The following is a 26,646-nucleotide window of genomic DNA, read 5'->3' on the forward strand; positions in this document are numbered from 1 at the left end:
CATGTTTGCTTTGCAACTTTGATCTAACAATTAACACAAAATAATTTTAGATATGAAAAGAACAATCTTAGCGTTAGCATTAGTTGCAACAACTTTTGGCGCATTTGCACAAACTCCTGCTGCTCAAAAACCAGCTGCTCAAACGACTGCTGCTGCTCAAAAACCTGTAGCCCACAAAACTAAATCACATAAAAAAGCCGCAGTAAAAAAAACAACTACAGCTGTTGCTCCAAAAGCAGCTGAAATTAAAAAATAAGTCAATTAATTAGGTTCAATAGTTTTGTCTAGCCGTCTGTTTATTAACAGGCGGCTTTTTTATTTACAAGCAATAACCCGGATTCTCTCTTAAATACTACGCATAAGCATTTTACCCTCATCTTTTAACTCTCGGCCCCGCTCTGGTTTTAAGATCATAGAGATAAATTCAACCAATATAATTCTTGGCTAAATCACAGAAATTGTTGTTATTATTTTACTACAGTTGAGTCCCTGATATTTAAGACTGTAGGTAAGATTACTTCGTAAGGTTCATGATCGCCCTTTTGATTATCAAGTCTATTCAATAATATTTTCATAATATTTTCAGCGATTTTTTCAAGGGGCTGAGCTACTGCAGTAATTGGAGGGGCAGAAAATTCAAGTAACTCAAAATCATCAAAAGATAACAGAGCGATGTCTTTAGGAATTTTTAAGCCCAATTTCTGGATTGCTCTTAGACTTGCCATAGTGATGTAGTTAGTAGCGCATATCACTGCATCCAACTTTTTTTCTTCTTTCAAATAATCAGCAACCTCTTGAATTAATTCGTTCGAAGGAGCATAATTTAGTTTTTTAACGTATGAGTTTAACCCTTCCGCTTTAACTGCATCTTCATAACCACTCAAACGGTCAAGCATTTGCTGCTCAATTGTATCTATAGTAATAAATCCAATGTTCTTATATCCCTTATCCTTTAAATGCTGAACAGCACTGTATGTACCCTGATGATTATTAATAATTACATAATCAGTTTTTATATCAGGAAAATACCTGTCAAACAACACAACTGGTTTCCTGCTCTTCGTCAACAATTTTACCTCATCTTCCAAACCATGAGGAAGAGCTATAATATAACCATCAACATGTCGGTCCTGGAAAATCTGTAATAATTCCTGTGCTTTTGTTTTATTATTTTTTGTACTACTATAGATAATTTTATACCCCTTTTGCGAAGCTTTTTCATCTATAAGCCGTGCAATGCTGGAAAAAAAGGGTTCAGAAATATCATCAACTAAAAACCCTATAATATTGGTTTTTCCAGTACGAAAACTTTTTGCCAGAGCATCCGGTTTATAACCTAGCTCTTCAACAAGTTCTAAAACTTTCTTAGTCAAGGGCTCACTAATTCTTTTCTCTTTAGCTTTACCATTTACTACGAAAGAAACCGTACTGATTGAGATACCCAACAATTTGGCGATATCCTTAATTGAAACTTTTTTTTCCATTAACTTAATTTCCCTATTAATGATGCAATATAGTAAATCAGGAATTATTTCCTATTTTTTCCATATAAGCACCTTATCATAAAAAACAACAAGAGTCTTCCAAAACACTCCTGTTTTTCTCTTAATTCAATATTTTAAAGACATTTTTCAAAACCAAAAAGCCAACCAGATTAGACTAATTCTAAATAAATTTTGATTATAGGATATTAGACACTTACTTTGCAGCAAATTAGAATTAATCCAAATAAACAAACAAAAGAATAAATGAATAATTTTAGACTAGTTAATTTACTTATAACGCTGTTATTCCTCTCAGTTAGCGCTATGGCCCAACAACCTGGCAGCATCACTGGAAAGATCACTACATCAGATGGACATAATGCTGCATTTGTATCAGTTAAGTTAATTGGGACACCATTTGGGGCAACTACAAATGAAAAGGGTGACTATGAAATCAACAAAGTGAATCCTGGAAAATATACAATAAGGGTTTCAGCAATTGGCTTAAGTCCTCAGGAAAAAACAGCAGAGGTTACAGAATCTGCAAGTACTAAAGTTGATTTTGTGTTGAGAGAAAACCTTAGCACACTGGAAGAGGTAAACATATCAACAAATGCAAAAAGATACAAAGTAGATCAACCCTCTTCCTCTTTAAGATTAAACCAACCCCTGTTAGAAATTCCACAAAACATTCAAATTGTAACCTCTTCTGCATTGGCCGATCAGCAAATAATCAGTATGAGCGACGGGCTAATTCGTAATGTAAGCGGTGCTGTTAGACTTGAACATTGGGGAGACTTGTATACAAATATTACCATGCGTGGCTCACAAATACAGGCTTTACGCAATGGCTTCAACGTAGTGAGTTCTTATTGGGGACCCTTAACGGAAGACATGAGTTTTGTTGATCACATTGAATTTGTAAAAGGTCCCGCCGGCTTTATGGTTTCTAATGGAGATCCAAGTGGCCTTTACAATGTTGTAACTAAAAAACCTACAGGACAGGAAAAAGGTCAATTGTCTTTGACAACCGGCAGCTTTGGCTTATACCGTGCGGAAGTTGATCTTGACGGAAAACTAAATAAAAGTGGAAAGCTGCTTTACCGCCTGAATCTGGCTGGTCAGAATAAAAAATCGTTCAGAGATTATGAATCAAATAATCGCTACAGCATAGCTCCCGTTGTTTCTTACCAAATAGATGATAAAACGAAACTCACCGCCGAATATGCTCTTCAGCATGCAGCAATGACAAACGTTGGTTCCTTTTACGTATTTGCCACTGATGGATACGCTAAACTTCCAAGGAATTTTACACAAGTAGCACCTGGATTACCCCTAACAAAAATAAATGATCATAGTTTATTCTTAAATTTAACTCATGAGATCAACGATAATTGGAAAATAACAGCTGCTGCTTCATATTTTAACTATCAGCAAAATGGGTCTTCAATGTGGCCGACAAAGGTTAACGATAATGGCACGCTGATTAGAAATGTTGGTATCTGGGATGCAAAAAGTGAAATGACAATGGCACAAGGCTTCATTAATGGTACTGTGGTAACCGGAGCAGTTAGACATCGCATACTTGCAGGTTTCGACTTAGGTAACAAAAATTATTTTGCAGACTGGGGTCAAAGCCATGACCTGGACACAGAGGCTTCGCCTTTTGACAACAGCAATCCGAATTATGGCGTACCTTCAAATGGCTTTCCTCAATTTGACCGTTCACTCAATCTGGAAGCAAGGGCTACCATTGCTGGTGGTGTAATTTCACAAGAATACAGCAGTTTATATGCGCAGGATGAGTTGGGCTTCATAGACAACAAATTGAGATTGACATTGGCAGGCCGCTATACCTATGTAAAACAATTTTATTTCGGTTCTACATCCGGCAAGAAATTCACCCCTCGGGCGGGATTGAGTTATACTATTGATAGTCAAACATCTGTATATGGACTATACGATCAGTCTTTTGTTCCGCAAACCGCAGGAAGATTATTAAATGGCGGAGCAGTAAAACCGATTACAGGTAACAACGTTGAATTTGGAATTAAAAAGGACTGGGGGAAGAATGGCTCATGGAATACTACACTTGCAGTATATAGGATACTTAAGAACAATGAAGCACAAGCAGAACCAAATCCTCAAAACATCAACAATCCAAAATATTTCTTATTGGGACAGAAAAGAGCCCAGGGTATTGAATTTGATATACGAGGTGAAATCATTTCCGGGTTAACGTTAACAGCTAATTATGCGCTTACTGATTCCCGTGTAAACAAGGTAGGCAGTGATGTCCCTTCCGATCTAGCAATCGCCAAAGGTGATATTGTACCTGGTTACGCGAAACATACCACAAATGCCTGGTTAAGTTATAAATTACAAAATGGAGTACTAAAAGGGACAGGTATATCAGCAGGTTTCACTCACCTAGCCAATCGCGAGACAGATTCATGGAGCGAATCTGATGTCCGTTTACCTAATTATTTTAAAGTTGATGGAGGTCTATTTTGGGAAAATAGTAAACTTAGACTAAATGCTAATGTATTTAATATATTTGATAAGTATCTGTATACAGGCTCCTATTACAGTTGGTTAAAATCATTCTATTGGCAGGCGGAAGCTCCTAGAAATTATAGACTTAGTTTATCTTATAAATTTTAGAACAGCCAGTGAACAAAAATAAAAACAGATTCAAGTACTGGATCGGACGAATACACTTATGGCTCGGATTAACATCCGGGCTTTTTGTCTGTTTTTTAGGTATCACCGGCTGTATACTTGCATTTCAACGAGAGATAGAAGATACTGTACAATCGTACAGATATGCGGAGATTAGAAATCAACCGCTGCTACCACCTTCTGAAATAAAAAAAATTGCAGATCATGCCCTCCCCGGTAAAGAAGCCCATAGTATAGGATACCAAAACGGAAGGGCTTCAATAGTATCTTATTTTAAAGAGGGTGAAGACTATTATTGGACTGTATATGTAAATCCATATTCAGGTGAAGTATTGAAAGTGAAAGACATGGCCTGGGACTTTTTCAGGATTATGATCATGGGTCACTATTATCTCTGGCTTCCTCCAAATATTGGCCAGCCTATGCTCGCTACCGCTACCCTGTTGTTTACTTTCCTATTATTTTCAGGATTGATACTTTGGTGGCCTAAAAATAAAGCTGCGAGCAAAAAACGTTTTACTATAAAATGGAATGCAAAATGGCGAAGGGTAAATTATGACCTGCACAATGTATTTGGTTTTTATATGACCTGGGTGCTGATTTTTCTGGCATTTTCCGGGTTGGTAATGGGTTTTCAATGGTTTGCTAAATCTGTCTACTGGGTATCTTCGGCAGGTAAGCAGATGGTTCCTTTTGAAGAAAGTATCTCAAAAAGCGCTCTTGATGCTAAATTAGTTGCATCAACTGTGGGTAAAGCACCGGCGGAGGATATTCTTTGGGCAAAGGCAAGAGCCGATAGACCCGGTTTCGAGGGCAGTATGGATGTGCATCCACCTCATGCTAAAAACTCAGCAGTAGAAATATCGATTAATCCCGATCCCGACACTTATTGGAAGTCAGACTATCTGTTTTACGACCGTTACACGCTGCAAGAAATAGAAGTAAACCATATGTATGGCAAACTAGCAAATGCGACAGCAGCAGATAAATTAGCCCGTATGAACTACGACATTCATGTGGGAGCTGTGCTAGGTCTTCCAGGGAAAATAATGGCCTTTGCGGCCAGTTTGATTGCTGCCAGCCTACCCATCACCGGTTTCCTGATTTGGCGCGGACGTAAAAAGAAAAGCAAGCAATCCCTCAATTGATTCACACATCATGTATACTCCTTCACAAAAAAGTGCCCATTTGTGGTTTTGGGAAGGAAGTGTGAGCATTGTGTGAAGAAATCATTACCTTGAACATTTTTTTCCTAATTTGCATTTCCAAATACAAAACCTATGATACAAGTTGCACTATTATTAACTAAAAAATATCGTCTCCTTAGTATTGCTGCGATCTTAGATGTATTTGACACTGTAAACAGCTATTATAAATCCAATGGTAAGGATGCTATTTTTAATCTGAATCTATTTTACATTGGAGATTATACCAATGAAGTAGCCACTTTTGAAAAATATATTCCCAAGCTTTTAACTTCTTCCGACAAACAAGATATTGTGTTAATACCTGCATTTGATACCGGAGAAATAGGCTTGTCCTTAAATGAGAATGTTGAGTTTTTACCCTGGCTACAGCAACAATATAAAAAAGGTGCAGAGGTTGCTAGTTTCTGCACTGGAGCATTCTTACTGGCCGCAAGCGGTTTGTTAAATGGTAAACAAGCAACTACGCACATCAATGCCAGCTCAGCTTTTGCTTCTTATTTTCCGGATGTAACTTTTAAGCCTGATGCCGTAGTTACTCATGATACAAGAATATATACAAGTGGTGGGGCAACAAGTAGCTTCCATTTATTGCTTAGATTAATTCATAACTATTGCAATCGGGATGTAGCAGTACGCGTAGCCAAAATATTCTCAATTGATATGAACCGCGAGCAACAAAGTCATTTTGGGTCCTTTACCCCTATTCGCGACCATGGAGATGAACTGGTCTCCAAAATCCAGCATTGCATGGAAAACACCTACAGTGAGCCTATAACAATTGAAGATATATTAAAACAAATCCCCTCTAGCCGGCGCAATATTATCAGGCGGTTTAAACAGGCTACAGGGAACACACTAATTGAATATCTTCAAAAAACCAGGATAGAAGCCGCAAAAAAACTACTTGAACAAACAAATCAAAGCATTTTGGAGGTTATGCTAAATTCAGGATATAATGATCTTAAAACCTTTAGACAGCTATTCAAAAAGAATTCTGGAATGCCTCCTAAAGATTATCGCGATAAATTTAAAGTGCGGGTTGCATAGCCCAGGTACCCCAACCTTTTTAGAATAACTATAATATATATGCTTATTTAAATGTTGTGGCAATCTCTACACAATCTGTTCTAAATCAACAACATTTATCAAAAAAGTCTTTTCTTTAAAAATATTAATTATTATCTTTGCCGTCCCTAACGGGAAAAGGAGATTTAATTTTAATGGCTAAAAAACAAGTAGCAGAAAAAGAACTAGAGGCTAAAACAGCTGAACTACAAGGCGCAGATGCTCGTCTTGCAGAAAAAGAAACCATTGAATCAGAAGCTGATTCAGTGTCGATCGAACAGATCAAATCATCGTTAGCAACACCTGATCAAGATTTTGACTGGGATGCTGATGATAAAGTTTTCGGAAAATACTCTGATGAAGACCGTAAGAAGTTTGAAGACATGTATACCGATACTTTCAATCAAATCACTCAAGGTGAAATCATTAGCGGTACTGTTGTTTCTATAAACAACAAAGACGTGGTATTGAACGTTGGATTTAAATCAGACGGTTTAGTATCTACTTCTGAATTCCGTGATACACCTGATTTGAAAGTTGGCGATAAAGTTGACGTTTTCGTGGAAGCTCCAGAAGATGCTAACGGCCAATTGATTTTATCTCGTAAAAGAGCTAAAACTCAGAGATCATGGGAAACTATCAATGAAGCCCTTGACAATGACAGAATCATCAACGGATTTGTTAAAAGCCGTACTAAAGGTGGTCTTATCGTTGACATTATGGGTGTTGAGGCTTTCTTACCAGGTTCTCAAATTGACATCAAACCTATCCGCGATTACGATGTATACGTGGGTAAAACAATGGAATTCAAAGTTGTTAAGATCAACCACGAGTTTAAAAACGTAGTTGTATCTCATAAAATCTTAATTGAAGACGACTTAGAAAGCCAAAAAGTTGAGATCGTATCTAAACTTGAAAAAGGTCAGGTACTTGAAGGAACTGTTAAAAACATCACTGACTTCGGTGTATTCATCGATTTAGGTGGCGTTGATGGTTTACTTCACATCACTGATATTTCTTGGGGCCGCATAGAGCATCCAAAAGAAGTATTGAGCTTAGATGAAAAAATCAACGTTGTAGTTCTTGACTTTGATGACGAGAAAAAACGTATCGCATTAGGATTAAAACAATTAACTCCTCACCCTTGGGAATCTTTAGATGCTAACTTAGCTGTTGGTTCTAAAGTTAAAGGTAAAATTGTTACTGTTGCTGATTACGGTGCTTTCCTTGAAATCATTCCTGGTGTTGAAGGTTTAATTCACGTATCAGAAATGTCTTGGTCTCAAAACTTACGCAGCCCTCAGGAATTCCTGAAAGTTAGCGACGAAATCGAAGCTGAAGTTTTAACTTTAGACAGAGACGAGCGTAAAATGAGCTTAGGCATTAAACAATTAACTCAAGATCCTTGGCAAAATGTTGCTGAAAGATATCCTATCGGAAGCAAACACACCGCTGTAGTTAAAAACATGACTAACTTCGGTGTATTTGTTGAAATCGAAGAAGGTATTGACGGTTTAATCCACATATCTGATCTTTCTTGGTCTAAAAAAGTTAACCACCCTAACGAATTCACTAAAGTTGGTGATACATTAGACGTAGTTGTTCTTGAATTAGACGTTGAAAGCCGCAAACTAAGCTTAGGTCACAAACAACTTGAAGAAAACCCTTGGGATACTTTTGAAACTATCTTTACTGTAGATTCAATCCACCAGGGAACTGTTGTTAAAGTAACTGATAAAGGTGCTGTTATTGCTTTACCTTATGGTGTTGAAGGTTTCGTACCTACTAAGCATATGGCTAAAGAAGATGGTACTACAATCAAAGCTGAAGAAACTAATGATTTCAAAATCATTGAGTTTAACAAAGATGCTAAACGTATCGTTGTTTCTCACGCCCGTATCTGGGAAGAGGCTAAAGCTGAAGCTGTTGCTGAAGAAAGAGCTACTAAGAAAAAAGAAGCTAAAGCATCTAGCAATGCAGTGAAAAAAGTTAAAGATTCAGTTGAAAAATCTACATTGGGTGATTTAGGCGTGCTTGCACAACTGAAACAACAAATGGAAGGTGAAGAGAACAAAGCTAAAAAAAGCTAGTTCCATTTAACTTATATATGATATAAAGGCCCTCAAAATTTGAGGGCCTTTTTTTTGCTCTAAAATTTGGACTCATATTTATTACTTTTGAGCAACATACATTATACCTCCTACTATGAGAATAACGCTTAGCTTATTTTTACTTATCATTCTTTCCTTTAAAATGAGTGCGCAAGATATAATACCGGCACCCGTTGAAATGAGAGCAGGATCTATGCCTAACGAGAAATTTAGTATCGAAAAAAACACTGTGATTTTTATTAACACTTCACAAGCGCAATCTTCCGCTCAATTCTTATCAGATTATATTTCTAACCATTATAACTTACGACTGGATATAATTACTGAGATTGCAAAAATTGGCCCTCGGCGATCCATAAAATTAATTGTAGACAGTACATTATATTCCAATCCTGACAGGTACACACTCTCAGTACTTCCAACCACAATAAATGTAGGATCACCATCTCCTCAAGGCATTTTCTATGCAATACAAAGCATTATACAGCTTTTACCATCGCAACCAGACAGTACGGAAAAGCTAGTTATTCCAACGGTAGAGATTATTGATTATCCCCGCTTTGCCTATAGGGGAATGCATCTTGATGTTAGTCGGCATTTTTTTGATGTTAGTTTTATCAAGAAATATATTGATTATCTGGCATTGCACAAACTAAACTATTTCCATTGGCACCTGACTGATGATCATGGCTGGCGGATAGAGATTAAAAAACACCCTAAGCTTACACAAATTAGTGCCTGGCGCAATGGAACCATTGTTGGCCTTTATCCTGGAACGGGAAACGACGGAATTAGATATGGAGGATACTATACACAGGAGGAAGTTAAAGAGGTAATAAAATATGCGGCAGAAAGGTATATCACCGTTGTTCCTGAAATTGAAATGCCCGGGCACAATATGGCAGTATTAGCTGCTTACCCGGAATTGGGAACTACTCCTGCTATACCGACTCAGGTGGCACAAACATGGGGCATCTTCAATAAATTCAATAACGTGCTACAGCCAACGGAGAAAACGTTTAGCTTTTTAGAGGATGTTCTGACAGAAGTAATGGAATTATTCCCGTCTCAATACATTCATATTGGAGGGGACGAATGTTCAAAGATCTGGTGGAAACAATCTCCATTTGCCCAAAAACTGATTAAAGAAAAAGGACTAAAAAATGAGAATGGCTTACAAAGCTATTTTATTCATAGAATGGAAAAATTTGTAAACAGTAAAGGAAAAACGATAATTGGATGGGATGAGATTCTGGATGGCGGCCTGGCGCCTAATGCTATTGTGATGAGCTGGCGTGGAGAGAAAGGTGGCATTGCAGCGGCAAAACAACACCATAAAGTAATCATGACTCCAGAAAATTCTATGTACTTTAATCACAGTCAGTTTATGAAAGATGACTCATTGACGGCGGCTAAATTTTTACCACTAAAAACCGTTTACGATTATGAGCCCGTTCCTGCTGAACTTACTCCCCAGGAAGCAGAATATATTTGGGGCGGACAGGGAAATCTTTGGTCGGAATATATTGCAAATCCAGCCAAAGCTGAATACATGCTTTTCCCCAGATTAGATGCACTTAGCGAAGTTTTATGGAGCCCAAAAAATAAACGCAATTATGTGGATTTCAGAAGAAGACTAAAGGTTCAATTTAAACGATATGACTTGTTAAAAATAAATTATAGTAAAAGATACTTAACTGATCAATAAGGGATTTATATTTCTTTCTTCAATTTTATCAAAAACAACCATTAAATTCAATTCGATTTTTTTATATTTGCCTAATCATTAGTCAATGCAAAAGAGAACCCTGCTAGACGGACAAAAATTCCAAATCACAATTAAGCGACTTTGTCATCAATTAATTGAGAATCACATCGATTTTTCTAATACTGTTTTAATAGGTATACAGCCAAGAGGCAGTTACTTTGCCAACAGGGTGCAACAAGAGCTTTCACAAATCCTTAAGAAAACCAATATTAAAAAAGGCAATCTGGACATTACCTTTTTTAGAGATGACTTTAGGAGAAAGGATGGAATAGTTTCTGCAAACAGCAATACCATAGATTTTATAATTGAAGGCCAGAATGTTATCCTTATTGATGATGTATTGTGGACAGGCAGAACGATTAGGGCTGCAATGGACGCATTATTGGCATATGGAAGACCGGAAAAGGTTGAACTAATGGTATTAATTGACAGGCGTTTTTCCAGACAACTACCTATTGAGCCAGATTACATCGGCCAGAAGGTAGACAGCCTAAACTCACAAAAAGTTAAGGTAAGCTGGAAAGAAACCGAAGGAGAAGACAAAGTTATCTTATTATCAGAAAGCAATAAATAGTATGGCAGTAGAGAAATTATCAACCCGACATCTTTTAGGTATCAAAGATATTAACCGGAATGATATTGAATTGATTTTTGAAACTGCAGATAACTTTAAGGATGTAATTAACAGACCTATCAAAAGGGTTCCATCTTTAAGGGATATCACCATTGCCAATATCTTCTTCGAAAACTCCACCAGAACCAAACTTTCTTTTGAACTGGCAGAAAAGAGGTTATCGGCTGATGTGGTTAATTTTGCAGCGTCTTCTTCCTCTGTAAGTAAAGGAGAAACGCTAATAGATACTGTAAACAATATCCTCGCTATGAAAGTGGATATGGTAGTGATGAGACATCCATATGCCGGAGCCGGACAATTTTTAAGTAAACATATCAAAGCTCAAATTGTAAACGCAGGAGATGGTGCCCATGAGCATCCAACTCAAGCTTTACTTGATGCTTTTTCCATTCGCCAGAAACTGGGCGATGTAGCCGGGAAAAAAGTAGTAATCGTTGGCGACATCCTGCATTCCAGAGTTGCCATATCAAATATTCTTTGCTTACAAAAACTTGGTGCTGAGGTGATGGTTTGCGGCCCTACTACTTTAATCCCTAAACACATACAAAGTCTTGGTGTAAAGGTTGAGCATAATCTAATTAAAGCACTCAACTGGTGCGATGTGGCAAATATGCTCCGCATCCAGCTGGAAAGGCAAGACATTAAATATTTCCCCTCATTAAGGGAATATGCCATGATGTATGGATTGAATAAACAGATTTTGGACAATCTGGATAAAGAAATCATTGTAATGCATCCAGGCCCAATTAACCGAGGTGTGGAGATTACCAGTGATGTTGCTGATAGCAAACAATCAATCATCTTAGAACAGGTAGAAAATGGCGTTGCTATAAGGATGGCAGTGCTTTATTTACTTGCCTCGCAAAGAGATTAACTTTCTTTAACAGCTTTTTTATACCATTTTCTTTTTCTGTTCGTTAAACCTGTGTTATTAACACATGTTAATTTCTTATGCTATCAAGACACAATACTATATCTATATTAGTACCAACCATATTTGAAATCAGATGCAAAAAAAATACTTTTTTATTCCGCTGTTACTAGCAGGCGGCTATACTGCAAGTTATGCCCAGTCGAGCCTACTAGTTAACCTCAATAAAAATTATCAAACAGGACTCGAACTGCTTGACAATGAAAAATACGTTGCTGCCGCCCAGCAATTTAAACTGGTTGAACAGCTTAGACAAAAACCAGGAACACAACAGGAAAGCAATTCAGAACTTTCTTTATTAAAAGAGAATGCTAAATTCTATGCTGCTGTTTGTGCATTAGAATTGGGTAATAATGATGCAGAGAGTTTATTTCAAAATTTCATAAAAGATTATCCGCTTAATCCCAATACAAAACTTGCCTATTTTCACGTAGGAAAATCATACTTTGATCAGAAAAACTACAAAAAAGCATTAGAGTGGTTTGAAAAAACAGACCCTTCTACACTTTCTGCTAAGCAACGTTTAGAATATCAGTTTAAGCAAGGATATGCTTATTTTTTACAGAACGACATTGAAAAAGCCGAGCCTTTATTTGAAACTGTTAAAAAAGAAAAATCTCCTTTCCAGGAAAGTGCTACCTATTATTTTGCGTACATTAATTACCTGAACAAAGAATATAAAACTGCATTAAGCAACTTTGAAAAACTTAAAGGATCTCCAACATACGAGGCAAGTTATCCTTATTACATTACTTCAATGTATTATCTTGATGAAAGATATGATGATGTATTAGAATACGCCCTGCCTATCCTTAAATCTTCAAAACAACAATATGAGGCAGAGATGTTAAGTCTTATTGCTGCATCATACTTTGCAAAATCTGATTTTGTAAATGCGGAGAAGTATTTTAAAGAGTTCTACGCTAAAGATAAATCAAATGTTAAAAATAACCTTTTCATTTATCAATACGGATACTCGTTATTTCAATTGAAAAGATATCCTGAATCAGTTTCAATTTTAGAAAAACTCGATACAGATGATGTATACCTTCAAAGCGGGATGTACACTTTAGGTCGCTCTTTCATTATTCTTAAAAACAAAGAAAAAGCCAGAAGTGCTTTCTTCAGAGCATCAAGACTTGACTTTGATAAAGTTATACAAGAAGAATCATGGATCAACTATGCAAGGCTAAGTTATGAACTGGACTTTAATCAGCAAGCCCTTGAAGCAACTCAGAACTTTTTAAAACAGTTTCCAACTTCCCGCAAAATTAACGAAGCAAAAACTTTACTTGGAGAAATTCTATTGACCAGTAAAAACTATCAGGCTGCTATAGATATTCTTGAACCTATTCAAAGCAAATCGCCAGAGGCCAGAGAAGCTTATCAAAAAGTAACTTACTTTAGAGGACTAGAGTTTTATAACGAGCGGGCTTTTCCTAACGCTTTATCAATGTTCTTACGTTCTGAGAAGTTCCCGGAGGATAAAGAAATTCACGCATTAAGTACCTATTGGAAAGCTGAGGCTTCTTATGAATTAAGAAAATTTGGTGAAGCTGTTAAACATTTCGAGACATTCCTCGGAATGCCTGATGCTGATAAAACCGGGGTGTATAATTTTGCAAATTATGCCCTTGCTTACGCTGCATTTGAAAACGAAAGCTACGGAAAAGCAGCTACATACTTTGAACGCTTCCTAGCGGGTAACGATAAGGATCAGAAAACAGTCAACGATGCCATAATAAGGTTAGCTGACTCATATTTTGTAAATAAAAGCTATGGCAATGCGCTTGTAAATTATAACAAGATCATCAATGCCAGATCCACAGGAGAAGATTATGCACTTTTTCAACGTGGCATGATCCAGGGATTGGAAAACCAAAATGAGGCCAAAATTGGAACCATGCAGGATCTTCTTAAACAGTTCCCTAATTCTAATTACGCTGATGATGCTGGTTTCGAAACTGCTTATACCTATTTCAATATTGGAAATTTCGATAAATCCAGTACAGATCTTATTAGTTTAGTTAGTTTGTATCCTAATAGCAGTTATGTTCCAAGAGCTTTGGTTACCATTGGTCTTGTACAATATAATCAGGATAAAGACGATCAGGCATTAGAGTCGTTCAAAAAAGTAATCAGAGACTACGCCAGTAGTGAAGAAGCAAAACAGGCACTAGAATCTATCAAGAATATCTATGTTGACCGTGGTGATTCACAAGGTTTCATCACCTATGCTAATTCAACTCCTCTAGGTAATTTCTCTGAAGCAGAACAAGATAATATAGTTTTTCAGGGAGCAAATAACCTTTATTTGAAAGGCGACTTCAAAGGTGCTTTCGAAGCTGTAAATGCTTATTTTGATAAGTATCCGAAAGCAATACATGACAAAGAAGCTAAGTTTGTTAGAGCTGAGTCATTGGTTAAACTTGGTCGACCTCTGGAAGCTGTTGCAGATTATGAGTACATTCTTAATGACTGGACAAGTGATTATACTGAGCGTTCACTGGTAAGTATTTCTCAATTGTTTTTAGATCAGAAGAAATATAACGAAGCAATTGTTTATCTAAAAAGATTAGAAACTACTGCCGATTACAAAGTTCACCATAGTTACGCTATAAATAATCTTCTGAAAGCTTACGATGCATTAAAGATGCCCGATGATATGATCAAGTATGTTCAGTTGATTAAAGAGTCTGAAAAAGGCTCTGAGGAAGAAAAGAACAGTGCTGATCTATATGCAGGTAAAGCTTATTTATTAAAGGGCGACACAACAAGTGCCGTAAAAGCTTTTAATAATGTAGTTAGTAAAACTAAAACCTTGGCAGCTGCCGAAGCTAAATACAATATCGCTGCGGTACAATATGCCAACGCTGATTATAAAACCTCAACTAAAACATGTTTTGATCTGATTAACAATATGGCCTCTTATGACTATTGGGTTGCCAAATCGTTCCTTTTATTAGCAGATAATTATGTAGCTCTAAAAGATAAGTTACAAGCTAAAAGTACACTCTTAAGTATCATCGACAATTATGAAGGCAAGGATGATATCGTCCCAACTGCTAAAGAGAAATTAGAAAAAATTAAATAAGATTAAGCGACATGAGATTAACTAAATTAATATATAGTACCCTTTTCTTTATCACAGCTGCATCCCTAGGATTGAAGGCTCAGGATACAAAAACTACAGAAAAGAAGACGGATGATAAAGCTGTTACCGAAGAAATTGAAGTTGTAAGACCTTACAAACCTATTTTGGCAGAAGCGGTAAAACTGAGAAGAAGCCCTGATCTGAACGATATAAAAACATACAAGGCTAAATTTAACTATAGCCTTACTGACAGAAAATTAGAGCTAAATTCTGACATCAATAAATTACAAGCTCAGGAAGTAGTTGCGGAGAAACAAGAAGAGCTAATAAACAACTATATTAAAGGTGGTTTTGGATCTGCGAAGACTATTTTTGGCGAAGCGTATATAAACCTAGGCCGCGACGAGGCTATGCAAGCTGGTGGGTATTTTCAACATTTTAGTCAGTCAGGCAAGCTAAATAAACAACAGTCCAGTCAGCAAAAACTTAGCGTTTTTGGCCGTAGCATTGGTGATGTTGTTACCTTAAGTGGTCGCGTTAATTTTCAAAGAAACGGATTATATTTCTATGGGATCGATAAGGCCAATCCAACATTAAATCCCGATCCTGAAAAACAAACACTTAATTTCTTTGAAGCAGAAGGAGAACTTGTAAATAAATACACAGAAGACCCCGATGCCCTTAGTTATGCATTGAAACTTAACGGTTACATCTGGAGTGATAAATTTAATGCCAAAGAAAACTCAGTTGTTTTAAATGGATATGTAAATAAGAGAATCAGTAAGTTTAACTTAGGTCTTGCAGCATCTACAGAGTTCGGAAGCACTAAAGATGAGCTAGTAAGTGTTGGCAACAATCTTTTAAAGTTAAATCCTTATATCAGATTACAAGCGAGCGGTGTAAAAATAACTGCAGGAATTAATTTCGTACAGGAGTTTGGTGCATTCTCATCAAGTAGAATTTTCCCTGCTGTAACAGCAGATTTTACATTAATACCTGATTACCTGCAAATATTTGGAGAAGTAAAAGGAGATGTAAACCGTAATTCTTTAAAACAGTTTAGTGATGAAAACCCATTCCTGAACAACAATATTACCATCAGAAATTCTATCGAAAAGCTAAGTGTCAGTGGTGGTATCAAAGGTACAGGCGGCCCTGGGTTTGGATATAAAGCAAGAGTATACCACAAGAGCATTGAAGATATGCCATTGTTCGTAAACAACTTTTCAAGTTTTAATAAATTTGATGTGATCTATGATTTCGGAACCATGAAGCTTATTGGAATCGAAGGAGAACTTTCTGTACAGGTAAGTGATGCTTTAAAATGGACCGGTAAATTAAATTTTGAAGATTATAAACCTGCTGCAGAAACACAAAGCTGGTTTAAACCTCAAATGCGTTTAAGTTCTGATCTATCTTATGTGATCAACAAAAAAGTAACCCTTAATGCTTCGGTCGCACTTCAGGATGATAGCAAAGCAAAAATTTATACTGCAGCTCCTGCAAATCCTTATTATACACCTGATCCTGCCAATGAAACCGTAGTTACCGTTAAAGGATTTGTTGATTTAGGGGCCGGGGTATCATATAAAATAAATAATAAGTTTTCTGCCTTCGCAAGAGCTAACAATCTGTTAAACTCATCATATAGCAGATACTTGCATTATGAGGTAATTGGGCTTAATGTTTTCGGAGGTATAAGCTACTCATTCTAATAGGTTTTTAATTAATAATTGGTTGATACGGAATTAAAATTTATTTTTACCAGAATGGATATCTTATCATACCTTACTGAACTTATAAAAACTCGTAAAGAAGTTGGAATTTCTGGACTGGGTACTTTTTATAAAAAGAAATCGCCAGGAAGGTACGATGTTGAAACACACTCTTTTCTGCCCCCAAGTTATACTTTGGCATTTGTAGAAGAGAATAGAGAATCTCAATCTCTTATCACCTACATATGTAAAAAAAGAAACATATCGACGGAAGCGGCTACTTATTATATGGACCAGTTTGCCGATGAGACTATAAAACAACTTTCCGAGAAGCAATACGCTGATTTTGGAGAAATAGGTATACTATCTGGCACACCTGGAAACTTAATTTTCAACCCCAAAGATCAACTAAAATTTGGCTTTGACTTTTATGGTTTCCCTCCTTTAAAAGAAGAAGCAACTGCCATTATTAATGAAAACATTGCGGAAGCTGAAATAGTTGATGAAGCAGCTATTGAACAATCACTTTCTTTTGAACAAGAGCCTATAATTACAGAAGAGCAATTGAATCTTGAAGATAATAATGCCGATTTGAGTGACGGGTCAGATGAGATAGAAGTTATTGTTCATCATCATGAAGAAAAACCTGCACGTGATGACCAACCTGTTTATGACGAAATATCAGAAGTTAAAATAGCCCAAAAACCTACCTCTTCAATTTCAATTGAAACTCCGGAGGGACAAGACGATGATTCAAACGTTGTTGAAGAACCTATCGCTCCAAAAGTTGCCAATGCTCCATTCTTTAATACACCAAGTCCACTACAGCCGCAGATTGCTGAACCAATAGAGACCGAAGAAGAAAGCCAGGGGCTTCCGTTCTACCTAAAAATTATAATTGCCTTTGCAATAATAGTAGCGATAGGACTGGCAGCATATTTTATTAAGCCTGATCTTTTTAATGGTGCTCTAAATAAATCTGATAATAACCTTCATGACAATTCTGAACTGATTAAAAATAATGATAAAATCAGAACTGATTCAATTGCCGAGGCAGATAGCATAAGAATAATCAATGAGAAAGCAATACAAACTGCAGATTCAATAAAAAAGGATAGTTTGGCTGTTAGTCCCGTTAAACCAGCGCCAACTTCCGCTGTTTCCGGAGCTATTGTTAGTGGCCCTGAAGGTCCAGTTACATGGGAGGTTATTGGTGCGTCAGTAATTAATCAAAAGGAAGCAGATAAATTTATCGCCCAAATGAAAGCAATAGGTATAACTGCAAAAGTTATCCCAACCCTTCCTGGTAAAAGGAGATTGAAAATTAGCATTGCAACATTTAAAGATGAGGAAAGTGCAAGAGAAGGACGCAAACTACTAGTTACAAAATTAAAAGATCCAGGAATTTATATACATCAAAATAAACACACACACAAACCACAATAAATATGATCGTTTTATTACAAGGTGCAACTGATACCGCTAACAAGCTTATTGATACCGCTAATAACTTAAACCAAGCAATTACAACTGCCCCACCAGAGCTTCATTTCATAGACCTTTTATTTAAAGGCGGATGGGTAATGCTTCCTTTAGCTTTTTTGGCATTTTTAGGATTAGTGATTTTTGTTGAAAGATACCTGACAATAAGAAAAGCTTCCAAAACTGAATCCAATTTAATGCTTCAGATCAAGCAATACATTCATGATGGAAGATTAGAAAATGCAATAACTTTATGTCGCAATAATAACTCTCCATTGGCAAGAATGCTTGAGAAAGGATTGAAACGTATTGGTCGCCCAATTAAAGATATTGAAGCTGCAATTGAAAACAATGGAAAGTTAGAAGTATCGAAATTAGAGAAAAACATAGGCATACTAGGAATTATAGCGGGTATTGCTCCTATGCTTGGTTTCGTAGGAACAATTATTGGGGTAATTACTATCTTCCATGATGTTTCCATTAAGGGTGCTATCGAAATTGGTACAATTTCTGGTGGTCTTTATACAAAAATGATTACCTCGGCAACAGGGCTGATTATAGGTATTATTGCTTATGTATTATATCATATTTTAAATATGATGGTTGAGCGCATAATTTTAAGAATGGAAACCGATGCTATCGAATTTATTGATCTATTAGAGGAGCCAGGAAAATAATGAATTTACGCAAAAGAAATAAAGGAACTGTAGAGGTACATACCTCTGCTTTGAACGACATCATGTTCTTCCTGCTTTTGTTTTTTCTATTGGCATCAGCTGTAGTTAATCCACAGGTAGTGAAGCTATTATTACCTCGTTCAGAAGCAGGACAACAATCAAATTCCCAAAAAACCGTTACTATATCTATAGATGATAATTTAAATTATTTTGTCGATAAGCAGCCTACCAAGCCTGAAAATATTCTGGCTGTAGTTGAAACCATGCAAAAGGCATCACCGGATTTAACTATAGTCGTTTACGCTGAAAGAAAGGTTTCTATTGAAAATGTGATGTCTATCTACGATGTAGGTAACAAATTGAAACTCAAAGTTGTACTCGCTGTAGAACCTAAGAAATAATGACTTATCCTAAAGAAGAAAACAATTATCCCAAGGCACTGGCAATATCTACCGGTATCATGGCTGCATTGCTTGCTTTAAGCTTCTTTATTGTTATCGGAAGCTTTGAGCCTGAAGAAGCAGGTATGGGGGGTATGGTTGTTAACTATGGAACTTCTCCTACAGGTATGGGTTCAGATTACACCAGTATAGAAGAGCCATCTGCCGATCCGAATGCAAATAATCGTAAACCAGATAAAGTAACACCAGAAGAAGTAACTAAAGAAACTCCTACTCCGCAAACAAGCGAAAAAGAGATCGTTACCCAAAACTCTGAGGATGCTGTAGTTGTAAAGAGCAAAGCAACTAAAAAAGAGGCTACTCCCACTGCAACTAATACAGAGACCAAGCCTTCAAAACCAGTTGTTAATCAAAATGCCCTATACAAAGGAAAATCTAGTAAAGGAACTGGTGCAGGTGATGGAACAGGTGATACACCAGGAAATCAGGGAAGTAAAAATGGTGATCCGTTAGCCAATAATTATGGAGAAGGTGGATCCGGCTTTGGTGAAACTCCTATTGCATTAAGAAAGTTTACAAACCTGGTTACTCCACAGGATGATGGTCAGAAAACCGGTAAAATCGCTGTACGCATAAAAATAAACAAAGCCGGTCTTGTTATAGATGCTACCCCTGGAGTTAAAGGAACTACGCTAAATGATAGGGAGTTATGGCAAAAATGCAAGGAAGCATTAATGGGTGCTCGTTTAGCACCATCAGAAACGGCCCCGGATATTCAAATTGGTGTAGTTGTTTTCAACTTTAAAGTTAAATAATCAGGTAGCTTTGATACTTTTGTGATGTTATAAAGCATCAGAAATGAATTACGAACAAACCATAGATTATTTATACCGCAAACTACCAATGTTTACCAGGGTTGGTGCTGTTGCCTTTAAAAAGGATTTGCACAATACCATCGCTATGTGCGAAAGGCTGGATAATCCACAAAATAATTTTAAGACGATACATATTGGCGGCACAAATGGGAAAGGTTCAACCTCCCACATGTTAGCCGCCATTTTTCAACAAGCAGGTTATAAAACCGGATTGTATACCTCCCCTCATTTAAAGGATTTTAGAGAACGTATCAGAATTAACGGCGAAATGGTTTCTAAAGATTTCGTAATAGATTTTGTTGATCAACAACAAGAAATCATTGAAGAACTTAGTCCTTCTTTTTTTGAGGTTACCGTAGCCATGGCATTTTCATATTTTTCTGAACAGAATGTTGATATTGCTATAATTGAAGTAGGTTTGGGTGGCCGACTAGACTCAACAAACATTATAACTCCAGAATTGTCTGTTATCACCAATATTAGTCTTGATCACACCAACATCCTCGGTAATACATTAAAGGAAATTGCAGGAGAAAAAGCTGGAATTATAAAACCAGGTATTCCTGTCGTAATTGGGGAAAGCCATCCAGAAACCGATCAGGTTTTTATCCAAAAAGCAAAGGACACACAAAGCCCGATTCTTTTTGCCGACCAGCAAATACAGATTAGCAAGTCAGTTAAAGAAGATGAGTATTTAAATGTTTCCATCTCACAGAATGGAAATATATTGATTGAAAATCTCCTGCTTGATCTTACTGGAAAGTATCAATTAAAGAATATTTTAACAGTTATTCAAGCAGTCGAGACTTTAAGAACATTAGATTTCAAGGTTGATAATGATGCGCTTTATGCTGCGTTAAAAGATGTAAAAGGTCTAACCGGTTTAATGGGGCGTTGGCAAATATTAAGTAAAAACCCTTTAATTGTTTGCGATACCGGACATAATATTGCAGGTATAACGGAAGTAATGCAAAATATTTATGATACACCGCATAACAAACTTCATGTTGTAATTGGAATGGTGAAGGATAAAGACATAAGTGGTGTATTAAATCTTCTTCCTGCAAAAGCCACATATTATTTTTGCCAGCCCCACCTTGAAAGGGCACTGCCTGTCCAAGAGCTTGCAAATGAAGCAAAAAAACATGGACTAAAAGGATTCGTATTCCCAACTGTTGAACTTGCTATAAATGCCGCTAAGAAAAATGCAAATGCTGATGACCTTATTTATATAGGTGGAAGTACTTTCGTAGTGGCCGAAATACCATAAAACTTTTACACTATATTAAAGGATACCTATGGTCAAGTAATTAACTTTATAAAATCCTAACAAAACTGTTCTGTTGCCTTATAAACTCTAAAAATTCAACAAATAATGATGAAAAGAATTATCCTTTTATTTACCATTTTAGCCCTGTTCTCGAAGGGATCAATAGCACAAAAAAAAACAGTGCCTGCAAAGAACACATCTTCCACTACATTAAACAGACCAAAATTAGTGGTAGGATTAGTTGTTGATCAAATGAGATGGGACTATCTGTATCGTTACTATAACAGATATTCAAATGGTGGATTTAAGCGAATGGTAAATGAAGGCTTCTCTGCTGAGAACACTTTTATTCCATACACTCCTACCTATACAGCATGTGGGCACTCGAGTATCTACACCGGATCAGTTCCGTCTATTAACGGAATCATCGGAAACGATTGGTATGATCCACAATTAAAACGCGGAGTTTATTGTGCCGAAGATACCACAGTTAAAACGGTAGGTAGTGATACCAGAGCTGGTTTAATGTCTCCTAAAAACTTACTTACCACAACTATTACTGATGAACTTCGTTTAGCAACAAACTTTAAAAGTAAGGTAATTGGTATATCACTAAAAGACAGGGGATCGATTTTACCAGCAGGTCATTCTGCAAATGCAGCCTATTGGTTTGATGGGGGAACCGGCGATTGGATTACCAGTACACACTACATGACTCAATTACCATCATGGGTAGTAGATTATAACAAGTTGAAAATGGCAGATAAGTATTTTGAGAAGAACTGGAATACATTATATCCAATTGAAACTTATGATCAAAGCACTGACGACAACAAGGAGTATGAAGGAAAATCTCGAGGAGAACAAACCCCTACGTTCCCTCACCCTTTCAAATTGTATGCAGGAAAGAATTATGAAATGATAAAAAGTTCTCCTTATGGAAATACAATGACTTTAGAATTGGCTAAGCTCGCTATAAATTCAGAGCATCTTGGTCAGGGAAGTTCCACTGATTTCCTTGCTGTCAGCTGTTCTGCAACAGACTATGTTGGACATCAATATGGACCAAATTCAATAGAAGCAGAAGACACTTACCTTAGGTTAGACAAAGATTTGGAACAGTTCTTTAATTATCTGGATACTAAAATTGGCAAAGGAAATTATCTTGTGTTTTTATCTGCTGATCATGGAGCAGCTCATGTGCCAGGTTTTATGGCAGAGAATAAACTACCTGGGGGATTATTCAATGACTCTCCTGTTATAAAGAGTTTAAATACTACCATTGAAGAAAAATTTAAAGTAAAGAAGGCAATTATCACTTCTACTAACAGCCAGTTTTATTTCAACCATCAGGCCATTAAGGATGTCAATGCCGACTTTGATGCAATAAAAGCATTAGCAATTGCAACAATAAAGGAACAAGATGGAGTTATGGATGCAGTAGATCTCACTAAATTAGCCAGCTCTACCTTACCTGATCCAATAAAGAAAGCCATTACCAATGGATATAATGCACGTAGAAGTGGCGATATTTATTATATATTAAAATCAAACTACTTCGAAGGTGGCAAAACAGGGACAACTCACGGCGCATGGTTCCCATATGACTCGCACATTCCATGTGTATTTATGGGATGGAATGTAAAACCAGGAAAAACAAATAAAACTCATTATATGACAGATATAGCAGCTACTCTGGCTGCAATGCTCCATATTCAGATGCCTAGTGGCTGCATAGGCGAACCTATAACAGAACTAACACATCAATAAAATCTTTATAGGTACAAGAAGGCCACTCAAGAATATTTTTGAGTGGCCTTTTTGTTACCTTTGATTACCAATTATTAAACCAGCTATGGAACAAATTGAAATCTATAAGCCCAAACATAAAATCCGTTTTGTAACTGCAGCAGCATTATTTGACGGACATGATGCTACAATCAATATCATGCGAAGGATTCTTCAATCCTCTGGGGCAGAAGTAATACATTTAGGCCATAATCGCTCGGTTGAGGAGGTTGTAAACTGTGCCATACAAGAAGATGTTCAAGGGATTGCGATGACTTCCTATCAAGGTGGTCATATCGAATACTTTAAATATATGTATGATTTGCTTCAGGAACGTAGGGCACCCCATATCAAAATATTTGGTGGTGGTGGTGGTGTGATCCTGCCTTCGGAAATTGCAGAGTTACAGGCTTATGGCATTACAAGAATCTATTCTCCTGATGATGGCCGTAAAATGGGGTTACAGGGCATGATTAATAATATGCTTGAACAAACTGACTTCATCACTACAAAATCTTTAAATAGGGAATTAAAAAACATACCAAAAAAAGATATTAAAAGCATTGCTGCAGCCATAACAGTTGCAGAAAATGATCCAGATGCTGCTCAATCTTTTGTAAACAAGTTAAAAAAACTCACTATCAACAGCAATGCTCCGGTTCTTGGCATTACAGGAACCGGAGGATCCGGTAAGTCATCCTTAGTTGACGAGTTGGTAAGAAGATTCCTAACAGAAGTAAAAGATAAAACACTCGCAATTATCTCAGTTGATCCATCCAAGCGCAAAACGGGCGGCGCCTTACTTGGAGATAGAATCAGGATGAATGCAATAAATAATTCCAGAATATATATGCGCTCATTGGCTACAAGACAAGCCAACTTAGCACTTTCAAAAAACGTTCAGGAGAGCATTGATATCTGCAAAGCAGCAGGTTATGATCTAATTATAGTTGAGACTTCCGGTATTGGGCAATCAGATACCGAAATAACAGAACATTGCGACATTTCTTTATATGTAATGACTCCCGAATTCGGTGCAGCGACGCAGTTGGAAAAGATTGATATGCTCGATTTTGCTGACCTCGTTGCCATCAATAAGTTCGATAAGCGCGGTGCCCTGGATGCTTTACGCGATGTCCGAAAACAATTTAAACGCAATCACAATCTGTTCAATGCAGATGATGACAGTCTTCCTGTTTATGGCACAATGGCCTCCCAGTTCAACGATCCAGGCATGAACAATCTCTTTACTGCCTTAATGCAAAAGATAAAGGAAAAGACAGGGATCGATTTTAAAGCCCAAATGGAGCTTATTGGAGGAGAATCCGAAAAGATTTATATAATACCCCCAGACAGAATACGATATCTAGCAGAGATCGCTGAATCTAGCCAGACATACAATGAATGGGTAGATAAACAAGCTGCAATTGCTAGAAAAATGTATCAATTACAAGGTGTTATCGATCTTTCAACTGAGGAAAACCTAACAAATCCCCTAAAAGAGATTTATCAACATCAAGAGGAACAACTGGATGGGGAATGTAGGAAATTACTGCGCCAATGGCCCGAGACTAAAATCAAATACCAGCAAGAGTTCTTCGTATACAAGGTAAGAGATAAAGAAATCAAACAGCCACTCTTTTACGAATCACTATCTAAATTGCAAATCCCAAAGGTATCACTCCCTCGATATAAGGATTGGGGCGACATTCTTCAGTGGTTATTAACAGAGAATGTCCCTGGTGAGTTCCCTTATGCAGCCGGTGTTTTCCCCTTAAAACGCGAAGGAGAAGACCCAACCCGTATGTTCGCAGGAGAGGGCGGCCCAGAAAGAACAAATAAAAGATTCCATTATGTATCTTTAGGTCAGCCTGCACACCGCCTATCCACGGCCTTTGATTCTGTAACTCTTTACGGAGAAGATCCCCATATACGCCCTGACATTTATGGCAAAATAGGCAACTCTGGTGTAAGTATAGCAACTCTTGATGATGCTAAAAAATTATACTCCGGTTTTGATCTTTGCGCTTCATCAACTTCAGTGTCCATGACAATAAATGGGCCAGCACCTATGTTGTTAGGATTTTTCATGAATGCCGCAGTAGATCAGCAATGCGAGAAATACATAATTGAAAATGGACTACAAAAAGAAGTAGAAAACAAAATTCTTTCGATATATAAGGGAAAAGGACAGCGGAGACCAACCTACAATGGATCTTTACCTGAGGGGAACGACGGTCTGGGATTAATGCTTCTTGGTGTAACCGGCGATCAGGTATTGCCAGCAGATGTATACGCCAAAATTAAAGCCCATGCAATAAGTACAGTTCGTGGCACTGTCCAGGCAGATATTCTTAAGGAAGATCAGGCACAAAACACCTGTATTTTCTCAACCGAATTTGCCCTAAGGATGATGGGTGACATTCAAAACTATTTTATTACCGAAAAAGTACGCAACTTCTATTCAGTATCAATCTCCGGATATCATATTGCTGAAGCAGGTGCAAATCCAATATCTCAACTTGCCTTTACATTGAGCAATGGTTTTACTTTTGTTGAATATTATCTGAGCAGAGGAATGAACATTGATGATTTTGCGCCTAATCTATCTTTCTTCTTCTCTAATGGTATCGATCCTGAATACTCGGTGATTGGCCGTGTAGCAAGACGTATATGGGCCAAAGCAATTAAAAACAAATACAAGGGAAATGATAGGTCTCAAAAACTAAAGTACCATATCCAAACCTCAGGCCGTTCATTACATGCTCAGGAAATTGATTTTAATGATATACGAACCACCTTACAGGCACTATATGCGATCTACGACAACTGTAATTCTCTTCACACAAATGCTTATGACGAGGCTATAACTACTCCCACCGAAGAATCTGTGCGCAGGGCGATGGCTATTCAATTGATCATTAACAGGGAACTTGGCTTAGCTAAAAATGAAAACCCACTGCAAGGAGCCTTTATCATTGAAGATCTAACTGACCTGGTGGAGGAGGCAGTATTGTTGGAATTTAAACGTATTAATGACAGAGGAGGAGTGCTAGGAGCGATGGAAACCATGTATCAACGAGGTAAAATACAGGAAGAAAGCCTATACTATGAGACATTGAAACACACCGGTGAGTATCCTATTGTAGGTGTAAATACTTTTCTAAATAAAAATGGCTCACCAACAATAATACCCGGAGAGGTAATTAGAGCAACAGAAGAAGAAAAACAATATCAAATTACAGCACTTAAGACCTTTCAGGATAGAAATTCAGATTCATCAACGTCAGCATTAAAAAAGCTTCAAAAAACTGCTATTGCCGGAGAAAATATATTCAGTGAACTTATGGAAGTATGTAAGATATGTTCTTTAGGGCAAATCTCTAATGCACTTTATGAAGTTGGGGGGCAATATAGACGAAATATGTAAAACGATAATACTATAAAAGGCCTTGTTTCTC

At 37.1% G+C, this 26,646-nt stretch carries 18 protein-coding genes; 17 read left to right on the plus strand and 1 reads right to left on the minus strand.

The genetic code is table 11. The features are described from left to right. Nucleotides 1–52: 52 nt before the first annotated feature. Nucleotides 53–256, plus strand: a complete 204-nt coding sequence (locus N824_RS21130) for a hypothetical protein (protein ID WP_048907130.1) — start codon at nucleotides 53–55, stop codon at nucleotides 254–256. 211 nt (nucleotides 257–467) lie between these two features. On the opposite strand, the gene N824_RS21135 is transcribed toward N824_RS21130, so the two are convergent. Further along, nucleotides 468–1,484 (minus strand): LacI family DNA-binding transcriptional regulator, encoded by a 1,017-nt coding sequence (locus N824_RS21135; RefSeq protein WP_048907131.1) that lies wholly within the window; start codon nucleotides 1,482–1,484, stop codon nucleotides 468–470. Nucleotides 1,485–1,748: 264 nt separating this feature from the next. Here N824_RS21135 and N824_RS21140 point away from each other — a divergent pair, with 264 nt between their 5' ends. From N824_RS21140 to N824_RS21215, 16 genes are all read left to right on the plus strand, one after another. Next, entirely contained in the window at nucleotides 1,749–4,148 is a 2,400-nt protein-coding gene (locus tag N824_RS21140; protein ID WP_048907132.1) for a TonB-dependent receptor, read from the plus strand. Nucleotides 4,149–4,156: 8 nt separating this feature from the next. Next, entirely contained in the window at nucleotides 4,157–5,314 is a 1,158-nt protein-coding gene (locus N824_RS21145) for a PepSY domain-containing protein (RefSeq protein ID WP_048907133.1), read from the plus strand. 132 nt (nucleotides 5,315–5,446) lie between these two features. Further along, nucleotides 5,447–6,421, plus strand: a complete 975-nt coding sequence (locus tag N824_RS21150) for a GlxA family transcriptional regulator (protein WP_048907134.1) — start codon at nucleotides 5,447–5,449, stop codon at nucleotides 6,419–6,421. A 173-nt stretch (nucleotides 6,422–6,594) separates the two neighbouring features. Then, on the plus strand, nucleotides 6,595–8,529 hold the full coding sequence (gene rpsA, locus N824_RS21155) for a 30S ribosomal protein S1 (RefSeq protein ID WP_048907135.1): 1,935 nt from the start codon (nucleotides 6,595–6,597) through the stop codon (nucleotides 8,527–8,529). Between the two features lie 115 nt (nucleotides 8,530–8,644). Next, nucleotides 8,645–10,258: a beta-N-acetylhexosaminidase gene (locus N824_RS21160; protein WP_048907136.1), complete on the plus strand. Its 1,614-nt coding sequence runs from the start codon at nucleotides 8,645–8,647 to the stop codon at nucleotides 10,256–10,258. 85 nt (nucleotides 10,259–10,343) lie between these two features. Then, nucleotides 10,344–10,892, plus strand: a complete 549-nt coding sequence (gene pyrR / locus N824_RS21165) for a bifunctional pyr operon transcriptional regulator/uracil phosphoribosyltransferase PyrR (protein WP_048907137.1) — start codon at nucleotides 10,344–10,346, stop codon at nucleotides 10,890–10,892. A gap of 1 nt (nucleotide 10,893) precedes the next feature. Then, nucleotides 10,894–11,826 carry an aspartate carbamoyltransferase catalytic subunit gene (locus N824_RS21170; RefSeq protein ID WP_048907138.1) on the plus strand — a complete coding sequence of 311 codons (933 nt, stop codon included), beginning with the start codon at nucleotides 10,894–10,896 and terminating at the stop codon, nucleotides 11,824–11,826. Nucleotides 11,827–11,959: 133 nt separating this feature from the next. Further along, complete coding sequence (locus tag N824_RS21175; protein ID WP_048907139.1) at nucleotides 11,960–14,977, plus strand: tetratricopeptide repeat protein; 3,018 nt, start codon at nucleotides 11,960–11,962, stop codon at nucleotides 14,975–14,977. An 11-nt stretch (nucleotides 14,978–14,988) separates the two neighbouring features. Continuing rightward, a complete protein-coding gene (locus tag N824_RS21180) occupies nucleotides 14,989–16,692 on the plus strand; it encodes a TonB-dependent receptor (protein ID WP_048907140.1) in 1,704 nt (567 codons plus the stop codon). 54 nt (nucleotides 16,693–16,746) lie between these two features. Beyond that, nucleotides 16,747–18,138, plus strand: coding sequence for an SPOR domain-containing protein (locus N824_RS21185; RefSeq protein ID WP_152542436.1), 1,392 nt, complete (start codon nucleotides 16,747–16,749; stop codon nucleotides 18,136–18,138). A gap of 2 nt (nucleotides 18,139–18,140) precedes the next feature. Then, a complete protein-coding gene (locus N824_RS21190; protein ID WP_152542437.1) occupies nucleotides 18,141–18,851 on the plus strand; it encodes a MotA/TolQ/ExbB proton channel family protein in 711 nt (236 codons plus the stop codon). After that, the gene (locus N824_RS21195; protein ID WP_048907142.1) at nucleotides 18,851–19,252 is read left to right on the plus strand and encodes a biopolymer transporter ExbD; all 402 of its coding nucleotides are present in this window, start codon (nucleotides 18,851–18,853) and stop codon (nucleotides 19,250–19,252) included. Before N824_RS21190 ends, N824_RS21195 begins: the two co-directional genes overlap by 1 nt. Continuing rightward, nucleotides 19,252–20,067 carry a hypothetical protein gene (locus N824_RS21200; protein WP_048907143.1) on the plus strand — a complete coding sequence of 272 codons (816 nt, stop codon included), beginning with the start codon at nucleotides 19,252–19,254 and terminating at the stop codon, nucleotides 20,065–20,067. Before N824_RS21195 ends, N824_RS21200 begins: the two co-directional genes overlap by 1 nt. A 43-nt stretch (nucleotides 20,068–20,110) precedes the next feature. Further along, a complete protein-coding gene (locus tag N824_RS21205) occupies nucleotides 20,111–21,397 on the plus strand; it encodes a folylpolyglutamate synthase/dihydrofolate synthase family protein (RefSeq protein WP_048907144.1) in 1,287 nt (428 codons plus the stop codon). 108 nt (nucleotides 21,398–21,505) lie between these two features. Next, on the plus strand, nucleotides 21,506–23,167 hold the full coding sequence (gene pafA, locus N824_RS21210) for an alkaline phosphatase PafA (RefSeq protein WP_048907145.1): 1,662 nt from the start codon (nucleotides 21,506–21,508) through the stop codon (nucleotides 23,165–23,167). 85 nt (nucleotides 23,168–23,252) lie between these two features. Next, nucleotides 23,253–26,615, plus strand: coding sequence for a methylmalonyl-CoA mutase family protein (locus tag N824_RS21215; RefSeq protein ID WP_048907146.1), 3,363 nt, complete (start codon nucleotides 23,253–23,255; stop codon nucleotides 26,613–26,615). Nucleotides 26,616–26,646 lie beyond the last annotated feature (31 nt).

Source organism: Pedobacter sp. V48, assembly GCF_000523515.1.
GTDB lineage: Bacteria > Bacteroidota > Bacteroidia > Sphingobacteriales > Sphingobacteriaceae > Pedobacter.

Excerpts from the sequence above, each read along its gene's own strand:
- N824_RS21130 (WP_048907130.1), top strand. The coding sequence starts at position 53 with ATGAAAAGAACAATCTTAGCGTTAGCATTAGTTGCAACAACTTTTGGC.
- N824_RS21135 (WP_048907131.1), bottom strand. The coding sequence starts at position 1,484 with ATGGAAAAAAAAGTTTCAATTAAGGATATCGCCAAATTGTTGGGTATC.
- N824_RS21140 (WP_048907132.1), top strand. The coding sequence starts at position 1,749 with ATGAATAATTTTAGACTAGTTAATTTACTTATAACGCTGTTATTCCTC.
- N824_RS21150 (WP_048907134.1), top strand. The coding sequence starts at position 5,447 with ATGATACAAGTTGCACTATTATTAACTAAAAAATATCGTCTCCTTAGT.
- rpsA (WP_048907135.1), top strand. The coding sequence starts at position 6,595 with ATGGCTAAAAAACAAGTAGCAGAAAAAGAACTAGAGGCTAAAACAGCT.
- N824_RS21160 (WP_048907136.1), top strand. The coding sequence starts at position 8,645 with ATGAGAATAACGCTTAGCTTATTTTTACTTATCATTCTTTCCTTTAAA.
- pyrR (WP_048907137.1), top strand. The coding sequence starts at position 10,344 with ATGCAAAAGAGAACCCTGCTAGACGGACAAAAATTCCAAATCACAATT.
- N824_RS21170 (WP_048907138.1), top strand. The coding sequence starts at position 10,894 with ATGGCAGTAGAGAAATTATCAACCCGACATCTTTTAGGTATCAAAGAT.
- N824_RS21175 (WP_048907139.1), top strand. The coding sequence starts at position 11,960 with ATGCAAAAAAAATACTTTTTTATTCCGCTGTTACTAGCAGGCGGCTAT.
- N824_RS21180 (WP_048907140.1), top strand. The coding sequence starts at position 14,989 with ATGAGATTAACTAAATTAATATATAGTACCCTTTTCTTTATCACAGCT.
- N824_RS21185 (WP_152542436.1), top strand. The coding sequence starts at position 16,747 with ATGGATATCTTATCATACCTTACTGAACTTATAAAAACTCGTAAAGAA.
- N824_RS21190 (WP_152542437.1), top strand. The coding sequence starts at position 18,141 with ATGATCGTTTTATTACAAGGTGCAACTGATACCGCTAACAAGCTTATT.
- N824_RS21195 (WP_048907142.1), top strand. The coding sequence starts at position 18,851 with ATGAATTTACGCAAAAGAAATAAAGGAACTGTAGAGGTACATACCTCT.
- N824_RS21200 (WP_048907143.1), top strand. The coding sequence starts at position 19,252 with ATGACTTATCCTAAAGAAGAAAACAATTATCCCAAGGCACTGGCAATA.
- N824_RS21205 (WP_048907144.1), top strand. The coding sequence starts at position 20,111 with ATGAATTACGAACAAACCATAGATTATTTATACCGCAAACTACCAATG.
- pafA (WP_048907145.1), top strand. The coding sequence starts at position 21,506 with ATGAAAAGAATTATCCTTTTATTTACCATTTTAGCCCTGTTCTCGAAG.
- N824_RS21215 (WP_048907146.1), top strand. The coding sequence starts at position 23,253 with ATGGAACAAATTGAAATCTATAAGCCCAAACATAAAATCCGTTTTGTA.